The sequence below is a fragment of the Pseudomonas sp. B12(2026) genome (assembly GCF_057767015.1).
In genome coordinates, this window is sequence record NZ_CM173430.1 from 2,693,971 (window position 1) to 2,711,984 (window position 18,014).

An 18,014-nucleotide genomic window follows, 5' to 3' on the forward strand; every position below is an offset into this window, starting at 1 on the left:
AGGAAGGGAGCATGCTCGAGGCGGCATCGAATCTTCGACGCCTGCTGGTGGTCGATCCTTGCGATGACTGCCGGCGGCTATTACCCGGGCTCCGTGCGGCGGGCTGGGAGGTGGACAGCTGCGAGCTGGCCGAGGCCGGCGAGCACAGCTGCGACGTCGGCCTGCTGCGCCTGCAGCCCGAGCACCTGGACCGCCCGGAAATGGTCAAGGAGCTCATCAGCCGCAGCGGCACCGAATGGATCGCGGTGCTCAGTCCCGACATCCTGCCGATCCACGAGGTCGGCGATTTCGTCAGCGAGTGGTTCTTCGACTTCCATACTTTGCCCTTCGACGTGGCGCGGGTACAGGTCACCCTGGGCCGCGCCTTCGGCATGGCGCGCCTGCGCGGGCGCGGCAGCATGCATGGCGACGAGCGGCAGCACGAGCTGCTCGGCGAAAGCCGCGAGGTGCGCGAACTGCGCAAGCTGCTGGCGAAGTTCGCGCCGACCGAGTCGCCGGTGCTGATCCGTGGCGAGAGCGGCACCGGCAAGGAGCTGGTGGCGCGTACCCTGCACCGGCTGTCGCGGCGCGCGGTGCGGCCGTTCGTGGCGATCAATTGCGGCTCGATTCCGGAAAACCTGATCCAGTCGGAGCTGTTCGGCCACGAGAAAGGCGCCTTCACCGGCGCGCACCAGCGCAAGATCGGCCGCTTCGAGCAGGCCAACGGCGGCACGCTGTTCCTCGACGAGGTGGGCGACCTGCCGCTGGAGCTGCAGGCCAACCTGCTGCGGGTCCTGCAGGAGAAGCAGTTCGAGCGGGTCGGCGGCAGCCAGCCGATCGACGTCGACGTGCGGGTGCTGGCGGCGACCCATATCGACCTGGAGGCGGCGATCCGCGCCGGAACCTTTCGCGAGGACCTGTACTACCGCCTCAACGTCCTGCAGGTCTCGACCTCGCCGCTGCGCGACCGCAACGGCGACCTGGCGCTGCTGGCCAATCACTTCGCCCACCTCTACAGCGTCGAGACCGGCCGCCGCCCGCGACGCTTTTCCGACGACGCGCTGGCGGCGATGGCCGAACACAGCTGGCCGGGCAACGTGCGCGAGCTGGCCAACCGGGTGCGGCGTGGCCTGGTGCTGGCCGAGGGCCGGCAGATCGAGGCCCGCGACCTGGGCCTGGAACGGCAGAAGGGCAAGCCCACGCACCAGCCGCTGGTGACCCTGGAAGAGTACAAGCTCGGCGCCGAACGCCAGGCCATGTGCGATGCGCTGGCGCGGCACGGCGACAACCTCAGCGTGGCGGCGCGGATGCTGGGGATTTCCCGGCCGACCTTCTATCGGCTGCTGCACAAGCATCAGCTGCGCTAGGGCGGGGACGGCCCGGGCGTATCCGCTTTCGATGAATCCTCGGCGTGTCTCGTGAGCGCGGTTTGCGCCTGGGCCAGCGCCGCAGGCGTGGGCCTCCCGGGGCAACAGGAAGTCGCAGGGCAGGGGCCGGTTGGGAAGGGAGGGCCCCCGGCGTGCGGCCGGGGGCCCCGTAGTCACTCTCGGCAGGACAAGGTGCGGGCGGATTCGCGGGCCGGGCGAATGGCGCCGCCGTTGTCCGGGCGTTCCTGATTGCCGTGGGGCCGGCTGTCCAAATCCCTGTAGCCGGTGGTGCTGCCCCAGGGGTGGAACAGGGCGTTCCAGGTATCGAGACAGGCATCGCCATGCGGGGCGGAGATACCCGAGGAGTCGCCGTCGACAGCGAAAGTCATGCCGGCTGGCCCGGTCTTGGTGATGGCGTTGTCGACGGTGATGTTGCGAATGCCGGCCTGCGTTGCGCTGCCGGCGGCGTGGGCGTGCCGGCCGTCGGGAACGGCGGCCGCCCTGTGTTTTTGTTGTGGTTCATGCAGGCCCGCCGCCCGGGGCGGGCTGGCTGCGACCGTGCGCGTGATGCTCCCCGGCATGACGGTGATTCCTTCGTGATGCGCTGAAACCCTGTCAGCGATACAGGCGTGAGGCAGTTGCCGTGCCGGAATTGGGTTGCATTTCAAAATCAATCACTTGGAGAATGCACCCGGCGTTCTCGCAGGGCCGCTGTTTCGCGCGCGTTACAGCGGCCCGGAGCGGAAAATCCCGGCGAGGGCCCTGGAACCGGGCCTGGATCATGGGTGAGTCAGCCTCTGTATCGTGGCTGAAACACGTTGGCGCGCCGGGGCCGGTATTTCCCGGTTCGTGGGTTTGCGGCGGACCGGGCTGTTTCACCGGCGTGACAACCGGCCCTGGCCATCGGCCTTCCGGCGCGGGTGCGTCACTGGATTTCGATGGCCCGGCCATTTTTTCCGGGCCGGCGAACGCAATCCGCCCCGGGTGGTCTGCTACACGCGAACGGCAGCCGGTCGGCGGTGGAGCAATCGATGCCGCCGCCGGCCGTATGAGAATTTTTCGTTAAATCCGTGGTGGGTCGCGGCCGATGCATTAGCATGCCGACGCCTTGTCGGGGTTCCGGAGGCCTTGTGTCCCAACCTGGTCGGGCCGGCCCGGCCGGAACAGATCATTAGAAAAGGCGAGCCATCGAGCCGCGCGGGGGAAGCAGTATGGATCTATGGAGTGCCTTCCAGGCATTCGTTCTCGGGGTGGTCGAAGGGCTGACGGAGTTCCTGCCGATCTCCAGCACCGGCCACCAGATCATCGTGGCGGACGTCATCGGCTTCGGCGGCGAACGCGCCCAGGCCTTCAACATCATCATTCAGCTGGCGGCCATCCTGGCGGTGGTCTGGGAGTTCCGCCGCAAGATCCTCGAAGTCGTCGTCGGCCTGCCCACCCAGGCGCGGGCCCAGCGTTTCACCGCCAACCTGCTGATCGCTTTCGCGCCCGCCGTGGTGCTGGGCGTGGCCTTCGCCGACCTGATCCACCATTACCTGTTCAACCCCATCACCGTCGCCGTGGCGCTGGTCGTCGGCGGCGTGGTGATGCTCTGGGCCGAGGGCCGCGAGCACCGCATCCGCGCCGAAACCGTGGACGACATGTCCTGGCAGGACGCCCTCAAGGTCGGCTGCGCCCAGTGCCTGGCGCTGGTGCCCGGCACCTCGCGGTCCGGCGCCACCATCATCGGCGGCCTGCTGTTCGGGCTGTCGCGCAAGGCCGCCACCGAGTTCTCCTTCTTCCTGGCGATGCCGACCATGGTCGGCGCGGCGGTCTACTCGGGGTACAAGTATCGCCACCTGTTCCAGCCCGATGACCTGCCGGTGTTCGCCGTGGGCTTCGTGACCTCCTTCATCTTCGCCATGATCGCCGTGCGCAGCCTGCTGAAGTTCATCGCCAACCACAGCTACGCGGCGTTCGCCTGGTACCGTATCGCCTTCGGCCTGCTGATCCTGGTGACCTGGCAGTTCGGCCTGATCGACTGGAGCAGCGCCAAGCCCTGAGGCGAATGAGCGATGGAAAAGAACGGCACCATCAGCCGCTGGGACGATGACAAGGGCTTCGGCTTCATCCGTCCGCAATCCGGGGGCGAAGAGCTCTTCCTGCACATTTCGGCATTTCGTGGCGATCGTCGGCCGCAGAGTGGCGATCAGGTGCGCTACGTCCCGGGAAGCGACAAGCAGGGCAGGCCGCGCGCGGAACATGCGCGCCTGGCCGGCCTGGCCATCGACCTGCCCGACATCCGCCGCAAGCCGGGCGCGCCGGCAACCCGCGAGCGCGCCCGCAGCGGGCGGGAAGTGGCCTTCCCGACGCCGCCCCGGCGCTCCATCGGCCGCGTCCTGCTGCTGCTCGCGGTGCTGCTGGCGCTGCCGGTCGGCGGCGCGCTGGTGTGGTTGAGGGACGGCTATTTCGCCTGGTTCCTGCTGCTCTATCCGCTGTTCAGCGTGCTGGCGTTCTTCGCCTACTGGCGGGACAAGCGCAGCGCCGAGCGGGACCAGTGGCGCACCCCCGAGCAGAGCCTGCACCTGCTGGAGCTGCTGGGCGGCTGGCCGGGCGCGCTGCTGGCCCAGCAACTGTTCCGCCACAAGACCCGCAAGCTGTCGTTCCAGCTGGTGTTCTGGGCGATCGTCGCGGCGCACCAGCTGTTCTGGATCGACTGGCTCAGCGGCGGGCGCCTGCTGGGCTGGGTCGGCGTGCTGATGGGGCTGGGGCAGGGCGGTTCATAACGGCGAGTCGTCCCTGGAGAAACCTTCCTCCAGGTAATCCAGCAATGCCCGCACCGCCGGCAGAATGCCGCGCCGGTGCGGGTAGACGGCCTGCAGATGGGCTTCGGGCTCGCGCCATTCGGGCAGCACCCGCACCAGGCGTCCGTCCGCCAGTTCCTCGATGCAGTAATAGTGCGGCAGCGAGGTCACGCCCAGCCCGGCGAGGGCGACGCTCTTGCGCAGGTTGAAATCCTCCGCCGCCAGACGGGCCTCCAGCGCCAGTTCGCGGGTCTGCCCCTGCGGCCCGAGCAGCTTCATGTGTACCTTGCGGTCGCTGCCGATGGCGCCGAGGACGGGCAGGCTGGCCAGGTCTTCCGGGCCGTTCAGCACCCTTCCGGCCAGCAGCGCGGGCGCCGCCACCAGGGCAGCCATCGCCGGGCGCAGGCGGCGGGAAATCAGCGACAGGTCCTCATCGCCCGGCGCGCGCACGCGCAGGGCCACGTCCACGCCTTCGTTGAGCAGGTCGACGCGGCGGTTGGTCAGCAGCAGCTCCAGGTTCACCTGCGGATAGGCGGCCAGGAAGCCGGGCAGCATCTGGTTCAGCGAGGTTTCCGCCAGGGCGACGGGGCAGGACAGCTTGACCCGCCCGCGCGGCTCGGCGCTGAGCTGGGCGGCCACTTCATCGGCCATTTCCGCCTCCACCAGCATCGCCTGGCAGTGCCGGTAGTAGCGCTCGCCCAGGTCGGTGAGCGCCAGCTTGCGCGTGGTGCGCTGCAGCAGACGGACGTTCAGGCGCGCCTCCAGCTCCGCCACGCGCCGCGACAGACGCGATTTGGGCAGCCCCAGCAGGCGGCTGGCGGCGGCGAATCCGCCGGCTTCCACCACCTTGGCGAAATAGAAGAGGTCATTGAGGTCCTGCATGGGATTGTCCTGCTGGTGAGACGAATCATCACATTTTTGCCGACTTATCGATGATTGGCCACATGCGTAGTCTGCGCTCCAACGACGAATCACTCCGCCAACCCACTTGGCCCACTCGCTTGGAGAACCTGAACATGAAACTGCTGCACATCGATTCCAGCATCCTCGGCGACAACTCCGCTTCCCGTCAGCTCAGCGCCGAGCTGGTCGCTGCCTGGACCGCCGCCGAGCCGGGCGTTCAAGTGACCTACCGTGACCTGGCCGCCGACGCCATCAGCCACCTGTCCTCCGCCAGCCTGGTCGCCGCCGGCACCCCGGCCGAACTGCGCGACGCCGCGCAGAAGCACGAAGCCGCCCTGGGCGAAACCAGCATCGAGGAATTCCTCGGCGCCGACGCCATCGTCATCGGCGCGCCGATGTACAACTTCTCCATCCCCAGCCAGCTGAAGGCCTGGATCGACCGCATCGCCGTCGCCGGCAAGACCTTCCGCTACACCGAAAGCGGCCCGGAAGGCCTGGCGGGCGGCAAGAAGGTGATCATCGTTTCCACCGCCGGCGGCATCCATGCCGGCCAGCCCTCCGGCCAGGCGCACGAGAGCTACCTGCAACTGGTGCTGAATTTCCTCGGCATCACCGACATCGAAGTGGTGCGCGCCGAAGGCCTGGCCTACGGTGACGAGCCGCGCCGCAACGCCATCGCCGGCGCCCAGGCGAGCATCGCCAGCCAGTTCGCCGCTGCCTGATCGATCTCTGATCGAGAACAAGCCCCGCATCGCGGGGCTTTTTCGTTTGCGCGGCCGGCCGCTCATCCGCCGCTACCGGCGGCTGCGGACTGGCGCGTAGTATGCAGGGAATCTCCCGGGCGGCGCCCAGGGCCCCGAGGATCGCCCGGCGGGGCACGTGGCGCCTGAGCGGGATGCGCATCGGGGTGGAGTGCACCATGGCGAGGCGTCTGTTGTGGATGCTGTTGCTCGTTACCTTCAGTAGCGGAGCCTGGGCGGCGCCGGGCTGGAACGTGGGTTTCCATCGCCTGCAGGTGAGCGATCCGCTGGACCAGGCGCCAATGAAGGCCATCGCCTTCTACCCGACGCGGGCCCCGGAGCAGCCGTTGCACCTGGGCAATTTCATCCTCGACGTCGCCTACGAGGGCAAGACCGCCAACGGCCGCTTCCCGCTGCTGGTGATGTCCCACGGCAACTACGGCACGCCGCTGGCGCACCGCGACCTGATCGAGGCGCTGGTGCGCCAGGGCTTCGTCGTGGTGACGCTGCTGCACCCCGGCGACAACCTGCACGACCACAGCCGCCTGGGCGCCCTGAGCAATCTCTACGGCCGCCCGCTGCAGGTCTCGGAAACCATCAGCGCGGCGCTGCTCGACCCGGAGATGGCGGGCATCGTCGACCCGCGCAAGGTCGGTGTGATCGGCTATTCCGCCGGTGGCGAGACGGCGCTGATCCTCGCCGGCGCGCAGCCGCGCCTCGACCGCCTGATCAAGTATTGCCAGAAGCACCCGGACGACCGCGACGCCTGCAGCGAGAAGGGCGAGGTGCGCGCCGACCGCAACGACCTGGTGCCGATGGCCGATCCGCGGGTCGGCGCCTTGCTCCTGCTGGCACCGCTGAGCCTGATGTACGGCGCGCGCGAGCTGGAAGACGTGCAGGTGCCGGTGCTGCTCTACACCGGCAACAACGACCAGATCCTCGACTGGAAGAGGAACGCCGGCGCCCTGGCGCGCAGGCTGCCGCAACAGCCGGACCTGCGGGTGCTCGACGGCGCCGGGCACTTCGTGTTCATGGCGCCCTGTTCCGAGGAGGAGAAGGACGCCACGCCGGACCTGTGCACAGACACCCAGGGCCTGGACCGCCAGGCCATCCACCGCGACCTCGCGGCGTCGGCGGCGGAGTTCTTCGACGCCAGCCTGGGCGGGGCGTCGATGCAGACCTCGGGGCGCTGAATGGCGCTGCGGTCCCGCTCTTGTAGGAGAGGCGGGGGCCCTAGCCGTTGTCCGCGAAAGGCTTCGCCTCGCGGAAGAGCATCGCGGAGAAGCTCCGCTCCTACGAAAAGCGCGCATGAAAAAGCCCCGCATCGACGGGGCTTTTTCATGCGCGGTGGAGCGTCAGATGATCACGCCCTGGCTGCGCAGGTAGTCGTCGTAGCTGCCGCTGAAGTCGGTCACGCCGTTCTCGCTCATCTCGATGATGCGGGTGGCCAGGGAGGAGACGAACTCGCGGTCGTGGCTGACGAAGATCAGCGTGCCCGGATAGTTCTCCAGCGCCAGGTTCAGCGCCTCGATGGATTCCATGTCCAGGTGGTTGGTCGGTTCGTCCATCACCAGCACGTTGGGCTTCTTCAGGATCAGCTTGCCGAACAGCATGCGGCCCTGCTCGCCACCGGAGATGACCTTCACCGACTTCTTGATCTCGTCGTTGGAGAACAGCATGCGGCCGAGGGTGCCGCGCACCAGCTGCTCGCCGCCCTGGGTCCACTGGGCCATCCACTCGAACAGGTTGACGTCGTCCTCGAAGTCCTCGGCGTGGTCCTGGGCGAAGTAGCCCACGTCGGCGCTGTCGGTCCACTTCACTTCGCCGGCCTGCGCCGCCATCTCGCCGACCAGGGTACGCAGCAGGGTGGTCTTGCCGATGCCGTTCGGGCCGATGATGGCGATGCGCTCGCCGGCTTCCACCTGCATGCTCAGGTTCTTGAACAGCGGGGTGCCGTCGAAGCCCTGGCTGACCTTCTCCAGAGTCACCGCCTGGCGGTGCAGCTTCTTGTACTGCTCGAAGCGGATGAACGGGCTGACGCGGCTGGACGGCTTGACCTCTTCCAGCTGGATCTTGTCGATCTGGCGGGCGCGGCTGGTGGCCTGCTTGGCCTTGGAGGCGTTGGCCGAGAAACGGCTGACGAACTGCTGAAGTTCGGCGATCTGCGCCTTCTTCTTGGCGTTGTCCGACAGCAGGCGCTCGCGGGCCTGTTCGGCGGCCATCATGTACTCGTCGTAGTTGCCCGGGAACAGGCGCAGCTCGCCGTAGTCCAGGTCCGCCATGTGGGTGCAGACGCTGTTCAGGAAGTGGCGGTCGTGGGAAATGATGATCATGGTGCTGTTACGCGCCGTGATGACGTTTTCCAGCCAGCGGATGGTGTTGATGTCCAGGTGGTTGGTCGGTTCGTCCAGCAGCAGCACGTCCGGATCGGAGAACAGCGCCTGGGCCAGCAGCACGCGCAGCTTCCAGCCCGGGGCCACCGCGCTCATCGGGCCGAAGTGCTGTTCCAGCGGAATGCCCAGGCCCAGCAGCAGCTCGCCGGCGCGGGCTTCGGCGGTGTAGCCGTCGAACTCGGCGAACTGCACTTCCAGTTCGGCCACGGCCATGCCGTCTTCCTCGCTCATCTCCGGCAGGGAGTAGATGCGGTCGCGCTCGGCCTTGACCTTCCACAGTTCCTCGTGGCCCATGATCACGGTGTCGATCACCGTGAAGTCCTCGTAGGCGAACTGGTCCTGGCGCAGCTTGCCCAGGCGCGCGCCGTTTTCCACCATCACCTGGCCGCTGGAGGGCTCCAGCTCGCTGCCGAGGATCTTCATGAAGGTCGACTTGCCGCAACCGTTGGCGCCGATCAGGCCGTAGCGGTTGCCGTTGCCGAACTTGACGGAAACGTTTTCGAACAGCGGCTTGGCGCCGAACTGCATGGTGATGTTGGCGGTGGAAATCAACTGGGTAACCCTTGGCTGGACATGGTGCGCGCCGGGCGCGGGCGTGCGGGGAGGGCGCGGTGGTCGAGCGGGTCGAGGCGCGCCTGGCAAAGCCGGCAATTATGCCACAGCAAGCCGCCTCCTTGCATGCCGCCCGCCTGAAGCCCCCGTTCTGCGGGGGCAGGGGGTAATACGAGGCAGTTGAAAGCCGCCATTGTCCTGCATCAGAATCGGTGTTCAGAATTCTGGTGGGGGCTGTATGAAAATTCTTAACGCGCAACACTCGCTCAAGCGGTACCTGGAGCAGGTCAGCGACAAACTGATCACTATCGTCTCGGCCTCCGCCAGTGAAACCGAGTCACTGATCGGAACCCTGGTGGAGAAGGGCAATCGCCTGGACCTGCTGGTCGGCACCATCAATTCCTTCACCTCGCCGGACTTCATCGACTACTGCGTGCGCGATGCCGGTGCGAACGTCTCGCTGCACGTCGATTTCCGCGCGCAGAACAGCGTGCACTGGAAGCTGATCCTGATCGAGCCGGACGTGGTGATCCTCGGCAGCGCCAATTTCACCGAGATCGGCCTGAGCCTGACCCGCGATACCTGCACGGTGATCCAGGATGCGGCGCTCTACGCCGATTACCTGGTGCGCGTCAGCGAGATCAAGGGCATGCAGGGCGTGGTGCTGGGCGCTGACGTGCCGGCGTTCGACGAGCAACTGGAGGAGTACCGCCAGAGCCATCGCCGCATGCAGGCGAGTCTGGCGCGCAGCGCGCAGTACCTGGATGGCGAGAGCTGGCTGGGCGACGAGACCAACCAGAGCATTCCGCTGTTCATCTGGTACAGCGACCACTCCGACAAGTCGGAGGAGCAGGCCGAGGCCTTCCTCCACGCCAGCAGCGACGGCGTGGCCTGGGACGACGTGCGTGAGTTCTTCACCTACGACTGCGCCGAGGGCGTGCTGCCCTACGAAGAGGGCGACATGGTGCTGACCGCGCGCTGCAACGGCACGCACATCGCCTTCTACACCTTCGACCGCATCCTCTACCGCAATGGCACCTACTACATCTACTCGTACCGCAAGAAGCGCTATACCCAGCCGTTCAAGCTGGAAGACGCCCGGGAGCGCCTGAAGGAGGCGATTCCGGAGTGGTACGAGGAAATGCGCACCTCGCTCAACCGCCACGACATCAACAGCGTGGTGCGCTGAGCCACGCCGTTCATCGGCCGGCGCCGCTGCGGGCTTCTGTCCCGCAGCTCGCGCCTTGGTGTTTTCTTCCCGGGTAGCTAGTCTTTTGTCGATATATTGGCGTTTTCAGTGGTATTCATGAATTTCGCCGGAAAAATGACAGGAGGCAACGGAGCATGCCCAAGCCGTTCACCGATGAAATCCCTCCACGCCGGCGCATGCGCTGGCACTGGCGCGTGCAGACGCTGAAGGTCTACGTCCTCTCGTTCTTCCTGCTGGCCTGCATGCTCGGGGGCAGCGCGATGCTGCTTCTCAATACCCTGAACGAAACGCTGGGGCCGGGCCCGCGCCTGGGGTTTTTCGTGGCCGGCGTGCTGATCCTGCTGCTGTGCCTGCATATCCTGCGCATGGCGCTGCCGCCGGGTCCGCTACGCCCGCGCGGCCGCCGCGGCCTGGAATGAAAAACGCCCCGTGGCATCGCTGCCACGGGGCGTTTCGCATCGAGGGTCGATCAGTTCATCAGAAGATGTTGACCGGGTACTCGACGAAGACGCGGACTTCGTTGCCGTCGTCGTTGTAGGCGCGGGCGTCGTTGGACACGCGCAGCCAGGAACCCCGCAGCTTGACCGACAGGTCCTTCGCCGGGCCGCTCGGTACCACGTACTTGAGCTGGTTGAAGATTTCGCGTTCCTTGCCGTCGCTGGTATCGGCGGTCTTGATGTTGTCGCCGTAGACATAGGCCACGGTGTAGCTCAGGCCCGGAACGCCGTACTCGGAGAAGTCCAGGCTGTAGCTGCCCTGCCAGGAGCGCTCGTCCTCGGCGTTGAAGTCGGACCAGTAGGAGTTGGCCAGCCAGATGGTGGTGCCGCCGTCGCCCAGGCCGCCTTCGTTCTGGTACCAGCCGTACTGGTAGCCGGAGTCGCCGTTGTTGCGCTGGTGCGCGACCATGAAGGTGTGGACGCCGATGTTGTACGCGGCCGACAGGCTCCAGATGGTGTTCTTGGTGCCGTCGATGCCGTGGTCGGCGGCGAAGTCTTCGTTCACGCGGGTGCGGTAGCCGTTGAAGTCCAGGGTCAGGGACTGCTTGTCGGCCATCGGGATGACGTAGTTCAGGTTCATGTACTGCTTGCGGGCGACGTCTTCGCTCTCGTAGCCGTACAGCGAGCCGCTGAAGTTGTCGGTGAACTTGTAGCTGCCGCCGAACACGTCGATGCGCTTGAGGCCGCCGCTGTCACGCCCTTCGGCGCTCTTGCGGGTTTCCGAGGTGAAGCGGCCGACGTTCAGTTCCAGGCCGTCGATCTCCTTGGAGGTGATCAGGGTGCCGGTGAAGCTTTCCGGCAGCAGGCGGGAGTTGTCGTAGCTCAGGACCGGCAGGGCCGGCATCTGGTCGCCGTACTTGATCACGGTGTTGGAGAAGCGGGCCTTCACCGCGCCACCGGCGCGGGCCAGGTCGCTGGCGGCTTCGCCGCTGTCGCCCTGCTTGAAGAAGTCGATGCCGGCGGCGCCGCTCTTGCCCTGGCCGCCGTCCAGGCGCAGGGCGTACATGCCGAACGTGTCAACGCCGAAGCCCACGGTGCCCTGGGTGAAACCGGAGGTGAAGGTCGCGGTGGCGGCCTGGCCCCACTCGGCCTTGTCGTCCTTGCCGTGCTTGTAGTCGCGGTTCATGTAGGCGTTGCGGAAGAACAGGTCGAGGTGGCTGTCCTCGACGAAGCCCTTGGCGGTGGACTGGTCCTCGGCCAGGGCGGCGGTGGACGCGAGAATGCCCAGTGCGAGCAGGCTGATCCGGTGGTGCAGCATGTTGTTTTCCTTGTGCTGATGGTGCAGCGCCAACAAAACGAAAAAAGCGTCCCGCCCCGATGTGTGCCATCAGGGAAATGGCGTATGTGCTGGCTGGTTTTTTTGGTTGTAGTGGGCCTCTGCTGGGCCGCAGCGGCGCGATGATAGCAGAGGATCGAAACTTTTCGGGCGGGATGCTCACATTGTTGGCGGCGCAGGGGGATCACCGGCGATGGGCGCCTTTCCCGGCGCATTCGGTGGTTGCCACCTTTTTTGCAGGTTTTCTTCACGAAAGATTGACGGGGGCGTTCCTAGCATTTCCTCGCTGGATCGAGGTGCTGAAAGCCACGGTTCATGCGCAATTCCCGCAGTTCCGGAACCCTTCCCCCGATGTTCAAGCTTCGTCCGCTCCGCCCCGAATGGGTCACGTTGCTCGCCAGTGTCCTGCTGCTTGTCGGCTACAACCTGCCGCTCTGGCGCCATGTGCTGGAAATCACCCCGGCCGGCTGGCCCGGACGTCTGCTGGCGGGGGCGTTCGCGCTGCTGCTGATCGTCTGCTTCAACCTGATCCTGAGCCTGCTGGCCTTCCGCGGCGTGCTCAAGCCGGTGCTCGGCGCCTTGCTGCTGCTCAGTGCCGGGGTGGCCTATTTCATGAACCAGTACGGCGTGCTCATCGATGTCGAGATGCTGCGCAACGTGCTGGAAACCGACCCGGCGGAAGTCCGCGATCTGCTCTCGCTCAAGCTCGTCGCCTACCTGCTGCTGCTCGGCGTGCTGCCGCTGGTGCTGCTCTGGCGCCTGCCGATCGCCTACCGGCCGTGGCCCCGCGAGCTGCTGAGCAAGGCCTGCGTGGGCGTCGTGTCGATGCTGATGATCGGCGGCATCGCCCTGGGCAACTACCAGGGCCTGGCGTCGCTGCTGCGCAATCACCACGAGCTGCGCATGCAGGTCACGCCGAGCAATGCCGTGGGCGCGCTGTTCACCCTGGCCAAGGGCAAGGCGGTCCAGAGCCATGCACCGCTGCGGCCGGTCGCCACGGATGCCGAGCGTTCGGCCAACTGGCAGGCGCATTCGCGCAAGTCGCTGACGGTGCTGGTGGTGGGTGAGAGCGCGCGGGCCGAGAACTTCTCCCTCAACGGCTACGGCCGCGACACCAACCCGCGGCTGAGCGCCGAGCAGGGCGTGATCAACTTCAGCGACGTGCATTCCTGCGGCACCGAAACCGCCGTGTCGGTGCCCTGCATGTTCTCCGACCTGACCCGCCAGCATTACAGCGACTCCGTGGCCAAGAGCCAGGAAGGGCTGCTCGACGTGCTCCAGCGCGCCGGCTTCCAGGTGCTGTGGCGGGACAACCAGTCCGGCTGCAAGGGCACCTGCGACCGCGTGACCTTCCAGGACCTGAGCCACTCGAAGGACCCGGCCCTGTGCGGCGACGGCGAATGCCATGACGACATCCTGCTCAAGGACCTGCAGGCCTACATCGACGGGCTCGACCGCGACACCGTGCTGGTCCTGCACCAGATGGGCAGCCATGGCCCGGCCTACTACAAGCGCTATCCGAAGGACTTCGAGAAGTTCACCCCGGTGTGCCAGAGCAACGACCTCAGCGCCTGCTCGCGGGACAGCATCGTCAACGGCTACGACAACACCGTGCTGTACACCGACCACGTGCTGGCCAGCCTGATCGACCTGCTGCGCAGCAACCAGTCGAAGCTGGACACGGCGATGATCTACATGGCCGACCACGGCGAATCGCTGGGCGAGTACAACCTCTTCCTGCACGGCACGCCCTACATGCTCGCGCCCGACCAGCAGAAGCACGTCGGCATGCTGGCCTGGTTCTCCGAGGGCTACCAGCAGTCCTTCGCGCTGGACGGCGCCTGCCTGCGCCAGCACAGCGCCCAGCCGCTGTCGCAGGACAACCTGTTCCACTCCATGCTCGGCCTGCTGGAAGTGCGCACCCGCACCTACAACGCCGGCCTGGACATGTTCGCCGGCTGCCGCGGGCCCTCGGTGCGCCAGGGCCTGGCGTTCGATTAAGCGCCGAAGGAGCGCTGGTACAGCACCAGGCTGAGCGCCAGCCCGCCGAGTGCCGCCAGCGCGGCGAAGAGGAAGATCGAGCCGAAGCCGAAGGCCCCCGCGATGGCGCCCACCAGCGGACCGGTGATGCCCAGCGACACATCGATGAACAGCGAGTAGGCACCCAGTGCGGCGCCGCGGTTGGAGGCGGGCACCAGGCCGACCGCTTCCACGCCCAGGGCCGGGAACACCAGGGAGAAGCCGAAACCGCTCAGCGCCGCGCCCGCCAGGGCCAGCCAGGGCGAGGGCGCCAGCCACAGCAGCATCAGCCCGAGACTCTCCACCGACAGGCAGGCGATGGCCACGGGGAAGCCGCCGTGGCGGTTGATCGCGTTGGCGAACAGCAGGCGCGCGCCGATGAAGCAGGCGCCGAAGGCCGTCAGGCAGTACACCGCGCCGTTCCAGCCGAGGCTGCCGTAATACAGGGTGATGAAGGTGGCGATGGTGCCGAAGCCGATGCCGCCCAGCGCCAGCCCCATGCCGTGGGGAAGCACCCGGCCGAGCACATGGTGGAAGGGCATCCGCTCGCCATGCACCAGCGCCGCCGGGCGCCTCGGCCAGGCCAGCGCGAAGCCCAGCGCCGCCAGCAGGATGATGCTCACGCCCATGCTGGCCAGGCCCAGCTGCCGCACCATCAGCACCCCGAGCGGCGCGCCGATGGCCAGCGCGCCGTAGCTGGCGATGCCGTTCCAGGAAATCACCTTGGCGGTATTCTTCGCGCCGACCCGGTCGATGCCCCAACTGATGGAGGCGCTGCCCACCAGGCTTTCCGAGGTGCCCAGCACCAGCCGCGCCACCAGCAGCGTCGCCAGGCTGAGCCAGGGCGCGTCCTGGGTCGCCCAGGAGGCGAGCATCAGCGCGCCGCTGCCGGCGCAGCCGGCCATGCCGTAGAGCACCGCGCGCTTCGGCCCGAGGGTGTCGATCACCCGCCCGGCATAGGGCCGGGTGAGCAGGGTGGCCAGGTACTGGATGCTGATCACCAGGCCCGCCAGCACCGAGCCGAAGCCCAGGTCGGTGTGCACGTAGCCGGGCAGCACTGCCAGCGGAATGCCGATGGTCAGGTAGGCGATGAAGGTGAGGAGGACGACGGAAACCACCTGCAGGGTGGTTCTGGCGCTGGAGCGGGATTCGGCGGACATGGGCGGGATGGGTCGGAGCGGAGGGTGGGCCGCACATGATGGCCTCGACCGGGCCTGTAGGAAAGCAAGCTAACGAACTACCTCGGAGTGCCGGTGTTTCCCGGGTGGCTGCTTTTGTAGGAGCGAGCTTGCTCGCGAACGATGCGCCGCGGCGGAGACAGGTTCGCGAGCAAGCTCGCTCCTACAGGGGATGCGCCCGGATACACCGTGCAAGACGGTGCTAAAGGCTCTTGTAGGAGCGGATCTTATCCGCGAAATGCGCTGATGCCCCGGCTATCGCGGACAAGGTCCGCTCCTACGGGATTCCCGCACCCCCGGCATCCCACTCAGACCCGCCGGAACAGCGTCGGGTAATCGAGCACCAGCCCATCGCCGTCCAGCGTCAGCAGCGCCTGGAAATTCGTGCCTTCGAGGTTTTCATAGCGGTAGTGCCGCGCGTCCACCCGCGTGTAGCCCTGGCGCATGCGCACCGGCTTCAGCGCCGGGGCTTCCAGGTAGACCACGGCCAGCTCCGCGCGCTCACCGTCGGCGAGCCGCAGGCGGCGGATCGGGAAGGTGTTGGTGAAGGGCGTGGGCCAGATGTCGATATCCAGGCAGCCGTCCAGCGCGCCCAGCGTCTCGCCCGCGGCGGTGCGCCAGTGGCCTGCGCCGTCGGTCAGCAGGTGCAGCTGGCGCGTGCCAAGGCTGCTCTCGACGCTCAGGCGCGCCTCGCGCAGGCGCCAGTCGTCGTCCCAGTCCAGTTGGTATTCCAGCTGGTAGGGCGGACCGCCGCCCTCGCCGATGGCGCGCAGCTGGCTTTGCGCGCGGCCATCGCCCAGTTGCAGCGACTCCCAGCTGGCCGACGGCGCCTGCCAGATGCCTTCCCAGACCAGCGTCTTCACGGGGCCTCGTCCAGCAGCAGGCCCAGGCGCTGGCGCTTGGGCAGGCGGGCCACCACCAGCTGGTGCGAGCGGGTCAGCGCCTCGCGCAGTTCGGCCTCGCCCATGGGGTAGGGGCGCTGCATGGCGATCCAGAAGGCCCGCGCCAGATAGGGCGCCGGACGGATGCCGGGGCGGTCGACGTAGCCCAGGAACAGCTCCGGGCCGACCTTGAAGGCCAGGCCGCCGGCGCCTTCGTCGAGAAAGTCGAGGATGGCGAACATCTTGTTGCCGGCCACCGAGAACACGCGGTTGCTGCCCCATTTGATGTCTTCGCGGGCGCCGGGCAGTTGCAGGCAGAAACGGGCGATCTGTTGTGGGGTCATACCGGGCTCAGTCGCGGAAATAGACTTCGACCAGATGGTAGCCGAACTGGCTCTTCACCGGGCCGTGCACCACGCCGACGGGTTTCCGGAAGATCACCTGGTCGATGCTGCGCACCATCTGTCCCGGGCGGACTTCCCCCAGGTCGCCGCCGCGCTTGCCGGAGGCGCAGGTGGAATGCTTGCGCGCCAGCGCGGCGAAATCCTCGCCACGGGCCAGGCGCTGCTTGATCTGCTCGGCTTCGGCGGCGGTCTTGACCAGGATGTGGCGGGCCATGGCGACGGGCATCGGTATTACCTCGGAAAGTCACGCGGGATGGGCATTGTACGGGAGCGGTGACGTACGTCGCATTTTCCGGTGGGTGGCGTTGTGCCTGATCTGGCCGCTCCCTAGAGTCGTCGGAAATTTCCTACATATAGGGCGTCGCCGTGCCGGCGGCGTCCGCCACCTCTTCCTTGCGAACGGATGCAGTTCTAAATGGATATCCAGTCGATGCTGAAGATCCTGGCCACCCAGGATGGTTCCGACCTTTACCTGTCCACCGGCGCACCGCCCTGCGCCAAGTTCAACGGCGTCCTCAAGCCGCTGACCAACGAGCCGCTCAAGAGCGGCGACGTGGCGCGCATCGGCTACAGCCTGATGGACGAGGAACAGCGTGCCGATTTCGAGCGCGAGCTGGAGATGAACCTGGCCATTTCGATCCAGGGCGTGGGCCGCTTCCGCGTCAACCTGTTCAAGCAGCGCAACGAAGTGTCCATCGTGGCGCGCAACATCAAGCTGGACATCCCGCTGTTCGCGGACCTGAAGCTGCCGGAAGTGCTGCTCAAGGTGGTGATGGAAAAGCGCGGCCTGGTGCTCTTCGTCGGCGGCACCGGCTCGGGCAAGTCGACCTCCCTGGCGGCGCTGATCGACCACCGCAACCGCAACAGCGGCGGGCACATCATCACCATCGAGGACCCGATCGAATACGTGCACCGGCACCGCAAGTCGATCATCAACCAGCGCGAGGTGGGGGTGGACACCCGCAGCTTCCACGCCGCGCTGAAGAACACCCTGCGCCAGGCGCCGGACGTGATCCTGATCGGCGAGATCCGCGACCGCGAGACCATGGAGCACGCCCTGGCCTTCGCCGACACCGGCCACCTGGCGATCTCCACCCTGCACGCCAACAACGCCAACCAGGCGCTGGACCGCATCATCAACTTCTTCCCCGAGGAGCGCCGGCCGCAGTTGCTCAACGACCTGGGCAACAACCTCAAGGCCTTCGTCTCCCAGCGCCTGGTGCGCACCCAGGACGGCAAGCGCCGCGCGGCGGTGGAAGTGCTGCTGGGCACGGCGACCATCAGCGACATCATCAAGCGCGGCGACTTCAGCTCGATCAAGGAAATCATGGACAAGTCCCGCGCCCTGGGCATGCAGACCTTCGACCAGGCGCTGTTCGACCTGGCGGTGGAAGGGGCGATCAGCGAAGAGGAAGCGGTGAAGAACGCCGACTCGGCGAACAACCTGCGCCTGAAGCTCAAGCTCTACAAGGACAACCCGGCGATGGTGGCCAACTCCGCCGCCGCCAGCCCCGCGCCGGTGCCTGCCGCCGCGGCCGCGCCCGCCGCGCCGGTGGCCGAGGCTTCCAGCTGGGGCCTGGAACTGGCGCTGGAAGAAATCGAGGCCGAGGACGCGGAAGCCAAGCCGGCCGGCTGAGGCCCGCGCGCCATCGGCAGGAAGCCCCGGCATGCCGGGGCTTTTTTATTGCGCCCGCCTGCTCCTGCAGGAGCGAGCTTGCTCGCGAACCCGTGCAGACCGCCATCTACCGCAATGGTCACCCGATCTTCCCAGGAATTGGCGATTGGACCCGCCCCGCGCCGGGCGTAGCGTGGAGCCATCTCCCACCGCACCG

17 protein-coding genes are annotated in these 18,014 nt (G+C 66.9%); 9 read left to right on the forward strand and 8 right to left on the reverse strand.

Annotation, left to right across the window (positions count from 1 at the left end):
* Positions 1–11: 11 nt before the first annotated feature.
* The gene (locus AC3B6A_RS12535; RefSeq protein WP_488403125.1) at positions 12–1,346 is read left to right on the forward strand and encodes a sigma-54 dependent transcriptional regulator; all 1,335 of its coding nucleotides are present in this window, start codon (positions 12–14) and stop codon (positions 1,344–1,346) included.
* Positions 1,347–1,519: 173 nt separating this feature from the next.
* Here AC3B6A_RS12535 and AC3B6A_RS12540 read toward each other — a convergent pair whose 3' ends face one another.
* Positions 1,520–1,927 (reverse strand): hypothetical protein, encoded by a 408-nt coding sequence (locus AC3B6A_RS12540; RefSeq protein WP_488403127.1) that lies wholly within the window; start codon positions 1,925–1,927, stop codon positions 1,520–1,522.
* Between the two features lie 630 nt (positions 1,928–2,557).
* Here AC3B6A_RS12540 and AC3B6A_RS12545 point away from each other — a divergent pair.
* Together AC3B6A_RS12545 and AC3B6A_RS12550 are read left to right on the forward strand one after the other, a co-directional pair.
* Positions 2,558–3,388, forward strand: coding sequence for an undecaprenyl-diphosphate phosphatase (locus tag AC3B6A_RS12545; protein WP_488403128.1), 831 nt, complete (start codon positions 2,558–2,560; stop codon positions 3,386–3,388).
* A 12-nt stretch (positions 3,389–3,400) separates the two neighbouring features.
* Entirely contained in the window at positions 3,401–4,111 is a 711-nt protein-coding gene (locus tag AC3B6A_RS12550) for a DUF1294 domain-containing protein (RefSeq protein ID WP_488403129.1), read from the forward strand.
* On the opposite strand, the gene AC3B6A_RS12555 is transcribed toward AC3B6A_RS12550, so the two are convergent.
* A complete protein-coding gene (locus tag AC3B6A_RS12555; RefSeq protein WP_488403130.1) occupies positions 4,106–5,011 on the reverse strand; it encodes a LysR substrate-binding domain-containing protein in 906 nt (301 codons plus the stop codon). The two genes, AC3B6A_RS12550 and AC3B6A_RS12555, sit on opposite strands and share 6 nt — an antisense overlap.
* Before the next feature lie 134 nt (positions 5,012–5,145).
* Between AC3B6A_RS12555 and AC3B6A_RS12560 the strand changes: the two genes are divergently transcribed.
* Both AC3B6A_RS12560 and AC3B6A_RS12565 read left to right on the forward strand, forming a co-directional pair.
* A complete protein-coding gene (locus tag AC3B6A_RS12560) occupies positions 5,146–5,754 on the forward strand; it encodes an FMN-dependent NADH-azoreductase (protein WP_488403131.1) in 609 nt (202 codons plus the stop codon).
* A 197-nt stretch (positions 5,755–5,951) separates the two neighbouring features.
* Complete coding sequence (locus tag AC3B6A_RS12565; protein ID WP_488403133.1) at positions 5,952–6,965, forward strand: alpha/beta hydrolase family protein; 1,014 nt, start codon at positions 5,952–5,954, stop codon at positions 6,963–6,965.
* Between the two features lie 162 nt (positions 6,966–7,127).
* Here AC3B6A_RS12565 and AC3B6A_RS12570 read toward each other — a convergent pair whose 3' ends face one another.
* Positions 7,128–8,717: an ABC-F family ATPase gene (locus AC3B6A_RS12570; RefSeq protein ID WP_488403135.1), complete on the reverse strand. Its 1,590-nt coding sequence runs from the start codon at positions 8,715–8,717 to the stop codon at positions 7,128–7,130.
* A gap of 238 nt (positions 8,718–8,955) precedes the next feature.
* Between AC3B6A_RS12570 and AC3B6A_RS12575 the strand changes: the two genes are divergently transcribed.
* Together AC3B6A_RS12575 and AC3B6A_RS12580 are read left to right on the forward strand one after the other, a co-directional pair.
* Positions 8,956–9,906: a phospholipase D family protein gene (locus AC3B6A_RS12575; RefSeq protein WP_488403136.1), complete on the forward strand. Its 951-nt coding sequence runs from the start codon at positions 8,956–8,958 to the stop codon at positions 9,904–9,906.
* Between the two features lie 155 nt (positions 9,907–10,061).
* Positions 10,062–10,346: a hypothetical protein gene (locus AC3B6A_RS12580; protein ID WP_488403138.1), complete on the forward strand. Its 285-nt coding sequence runs from the start codon at positions 10,062–10,064 to the stop codon at positions 10,344–10,346.
* Positions 10,347–10,404: 58 nt separating this feature from the next.
* Here AC3B6A_RS12580 and AC3B6A_RS12585 read toward each other — a convergent pair whose 3' ends face one another.
* Entirely contained in the window at positions 10,405–11,682 is a 1,278-nt protein-coding gene (locus AC3B6A_RS12585; RefSeq protein ID WP_488403140.1) for an OprD family porin, read from the reverse strand.
* Between the two features lie 369 nt (positions 11,683–12,051).
* Between AC3B6A_RS12585 and AC3B6A_RS12590 the strand changes: the two genes are divergently transcribed.
* Positions 12,052–13,701, forward strand: coding sequence for a phosphoethanolamine transferase (locus tag AC3B6A_RS12590; RefSeq protein WP_488403142.1), 1,650 nt, complete (start codon positions 12,052–12,054; stop codon positions 13,699–13,701).
* Here the strand turns inward: AC3B6A_RS12590 and AC3B6A_RS12595 are convergent.
* The 4 genes from AC3B6A_RS12595 to AC3B6A_RS12610 form a co-directional block, all read right to left on the reverse strand.
* Positions 13,698–14,879, reverse strand: a complete 1,182-nt coding sequence (locus AC3B6A_RS12595) for an MFS transporter (RefSeq protein ID WP_488403144.1) — start codon at positions 14,877–14,879, stop codon at positions 13,698–13,700. The two genes, AC3B6A_RS12590 and AC3B6A_RS12595, sit on opposite strands and share 4 nt — an antisense overlap.
* Before the next feature lie 326 nt (positions 14,880–15,205).
* Positions 15,206–15,760 (reverse strand): putative glycolipid-binding domain-containing protein, encoded by a 555-nt coding sequence (locus AC3B6A_RS12600; protein WP_488403146.1) that lies wholly within the window; start codon positions 15,758–15,760, stop codon positions 15,206–15,208.
* Positions 15,757–16,122, reverse strand: a complete 366-nt coding sequence (locus AC3B6A_RS12605; protein ID WP_488403147.1) for an MmcQ/YjbR family DNA-binding protein — start codon at positions 16,120–16,122, stop codon at positions 15,757–15,759. Before AC3B6A_RS12605 ends, AC3B6A_RS12600 begins: the two co-directional genes overlap by 4 nt.
* A gap of 7 nt (positions 16,123–16,129) precedes the next feature.
* Entirely contained in the window at positions 16,130–16,408 is a 279-nt protein-coding gene (locus AC3B6A_RS12610; RefSeq protein ID WP_488403149.1) for a peptidylprolyl isomerase, read from the reverse strand.
* A gap of 189 nt (positions 16,409–16,597) precedes the next feature.
* Between AC3B6A_RS12610 and AC3B6A_RS12615 the strand changes: the two genes are divergently transcribed.
* Positions 16,598–17,818 (forward strand): PilT/PilU family type 4a pilus ATPase, encoded by a 1,221-nt coding sequence (locus AC3B6A_RS12615; protein ID WP_488403150.1) that lies wholly within the window; start codon positions 16,598–16,600, stop codon positions 17,816–17,818.
* The last annotated feature ends 196 nt before the right edge of the window (positions 17,819–18,014 follow it).

Coding starts and splice junctions, on each gene's coding strand:
- AC3B6A_RS12535 (WP_488403125.1), top strand. CDS start 12: ATGCTCGAGGCGGCATCGAATCTTCGACGCCTGCTGGTGGTCGATCCT.
- AC3B6A_RS12540 (WP_488403127.1), bottom strand. CDS start 1,927: ATGCCGGGGAGCATCACGCGCACGGTCGCAGCCAGCCCGCCCCGGGCG.
- AC3B6A_RS12545 (WP_488403128.1), top strand. CDS start 2,558: ATGGATCTATGGAGTGCCTTCCAGGCATTCGTTCTCGGGGTGGTCGAA.
- AC3B6A_RS12550 (WP_488403129.1), top strand. CDS start 3,401: ATGGAAAAGAACGGCACCATCAGCCGCTGGGACGATGACAAGGGCTTC.
- AC3B6A_RS12555 (WP_488403130.1), bottom strand. CDS start 5,011: ATGCAGGACCTCAATGACCTCTTCTATTTCGCCAAGGTGGTGGAAGCC.
- AC3B6A_RS12560 (WP_488403131.1), top strand. CDS start 5,146: ATGAAACTGCTGCACATCGATTCCAGCATCCTCGGCGACAACTCCGCT.
- AC3B6A_RS12565 (WP_488403133.1), top strand. CDS start 5,952: ATGGCGAGGCGTCTGTTGTGGATGCTGTTGCTCGTTACCTTCAGTAGC.
- AC3B6A_RS12575 (WP_488403136.1), top strand. CDS start 8,956: ATGAAAATTCTTAACGCGCAACACTCGCTCAAGCGGTACCTGGAGCAG.
- AC3B6A_RS12580 (WP_488403138.1), top strand. CDS start 10,062: ATGCCCAAGCCGTTCACCGATGAAATCCCTCCACGCCGGCGCATGCGC.
- AC3B6A_RS12585 (WP_488403140.1), bottom strand. CDS start 11,682: ATGCTGCACCACCGGATCAGCCTGCTCGCACTGGGCATTCTCGCGTCC.
- AC3B6A_RS12590 (WP_488403142.1), top strand. CDS start 12,052: ATGTTCAAGCTTCGTCCGCTCCGCCCCGAATGGGTCACGTTGCTCGCC.
- AC3B6A_RS12595 (WP_488403144.1), bottom strand. CDS start 14,879: ATGTCCGCCGAATCCCGCTCCAGCGCCAGAACCACCCTGCAGGTGGTT.
- AC3B6A_RS12605 (WP_488403147.1), bottom strand. CDS start 16,122: ATGACCCCACAACAGATCGCCCGTTTCTGCCTGCAACTGCCCGGCGCC.
- AC3B6A_RS12610 (WP_488403149.1), bottom strand. CDS start 16,408: ATGCCCGTCGCCATGGCCCGCCACATCCTGGTCAAGACCGCCGCCGAA.
- AC3B6A_RS12615 (WP_488403150.1), top strand. CDS start 16,598: ATGGATATCCAGTCGATGCTGAAGATCCTGGCCACCCAGGATGGTTCC.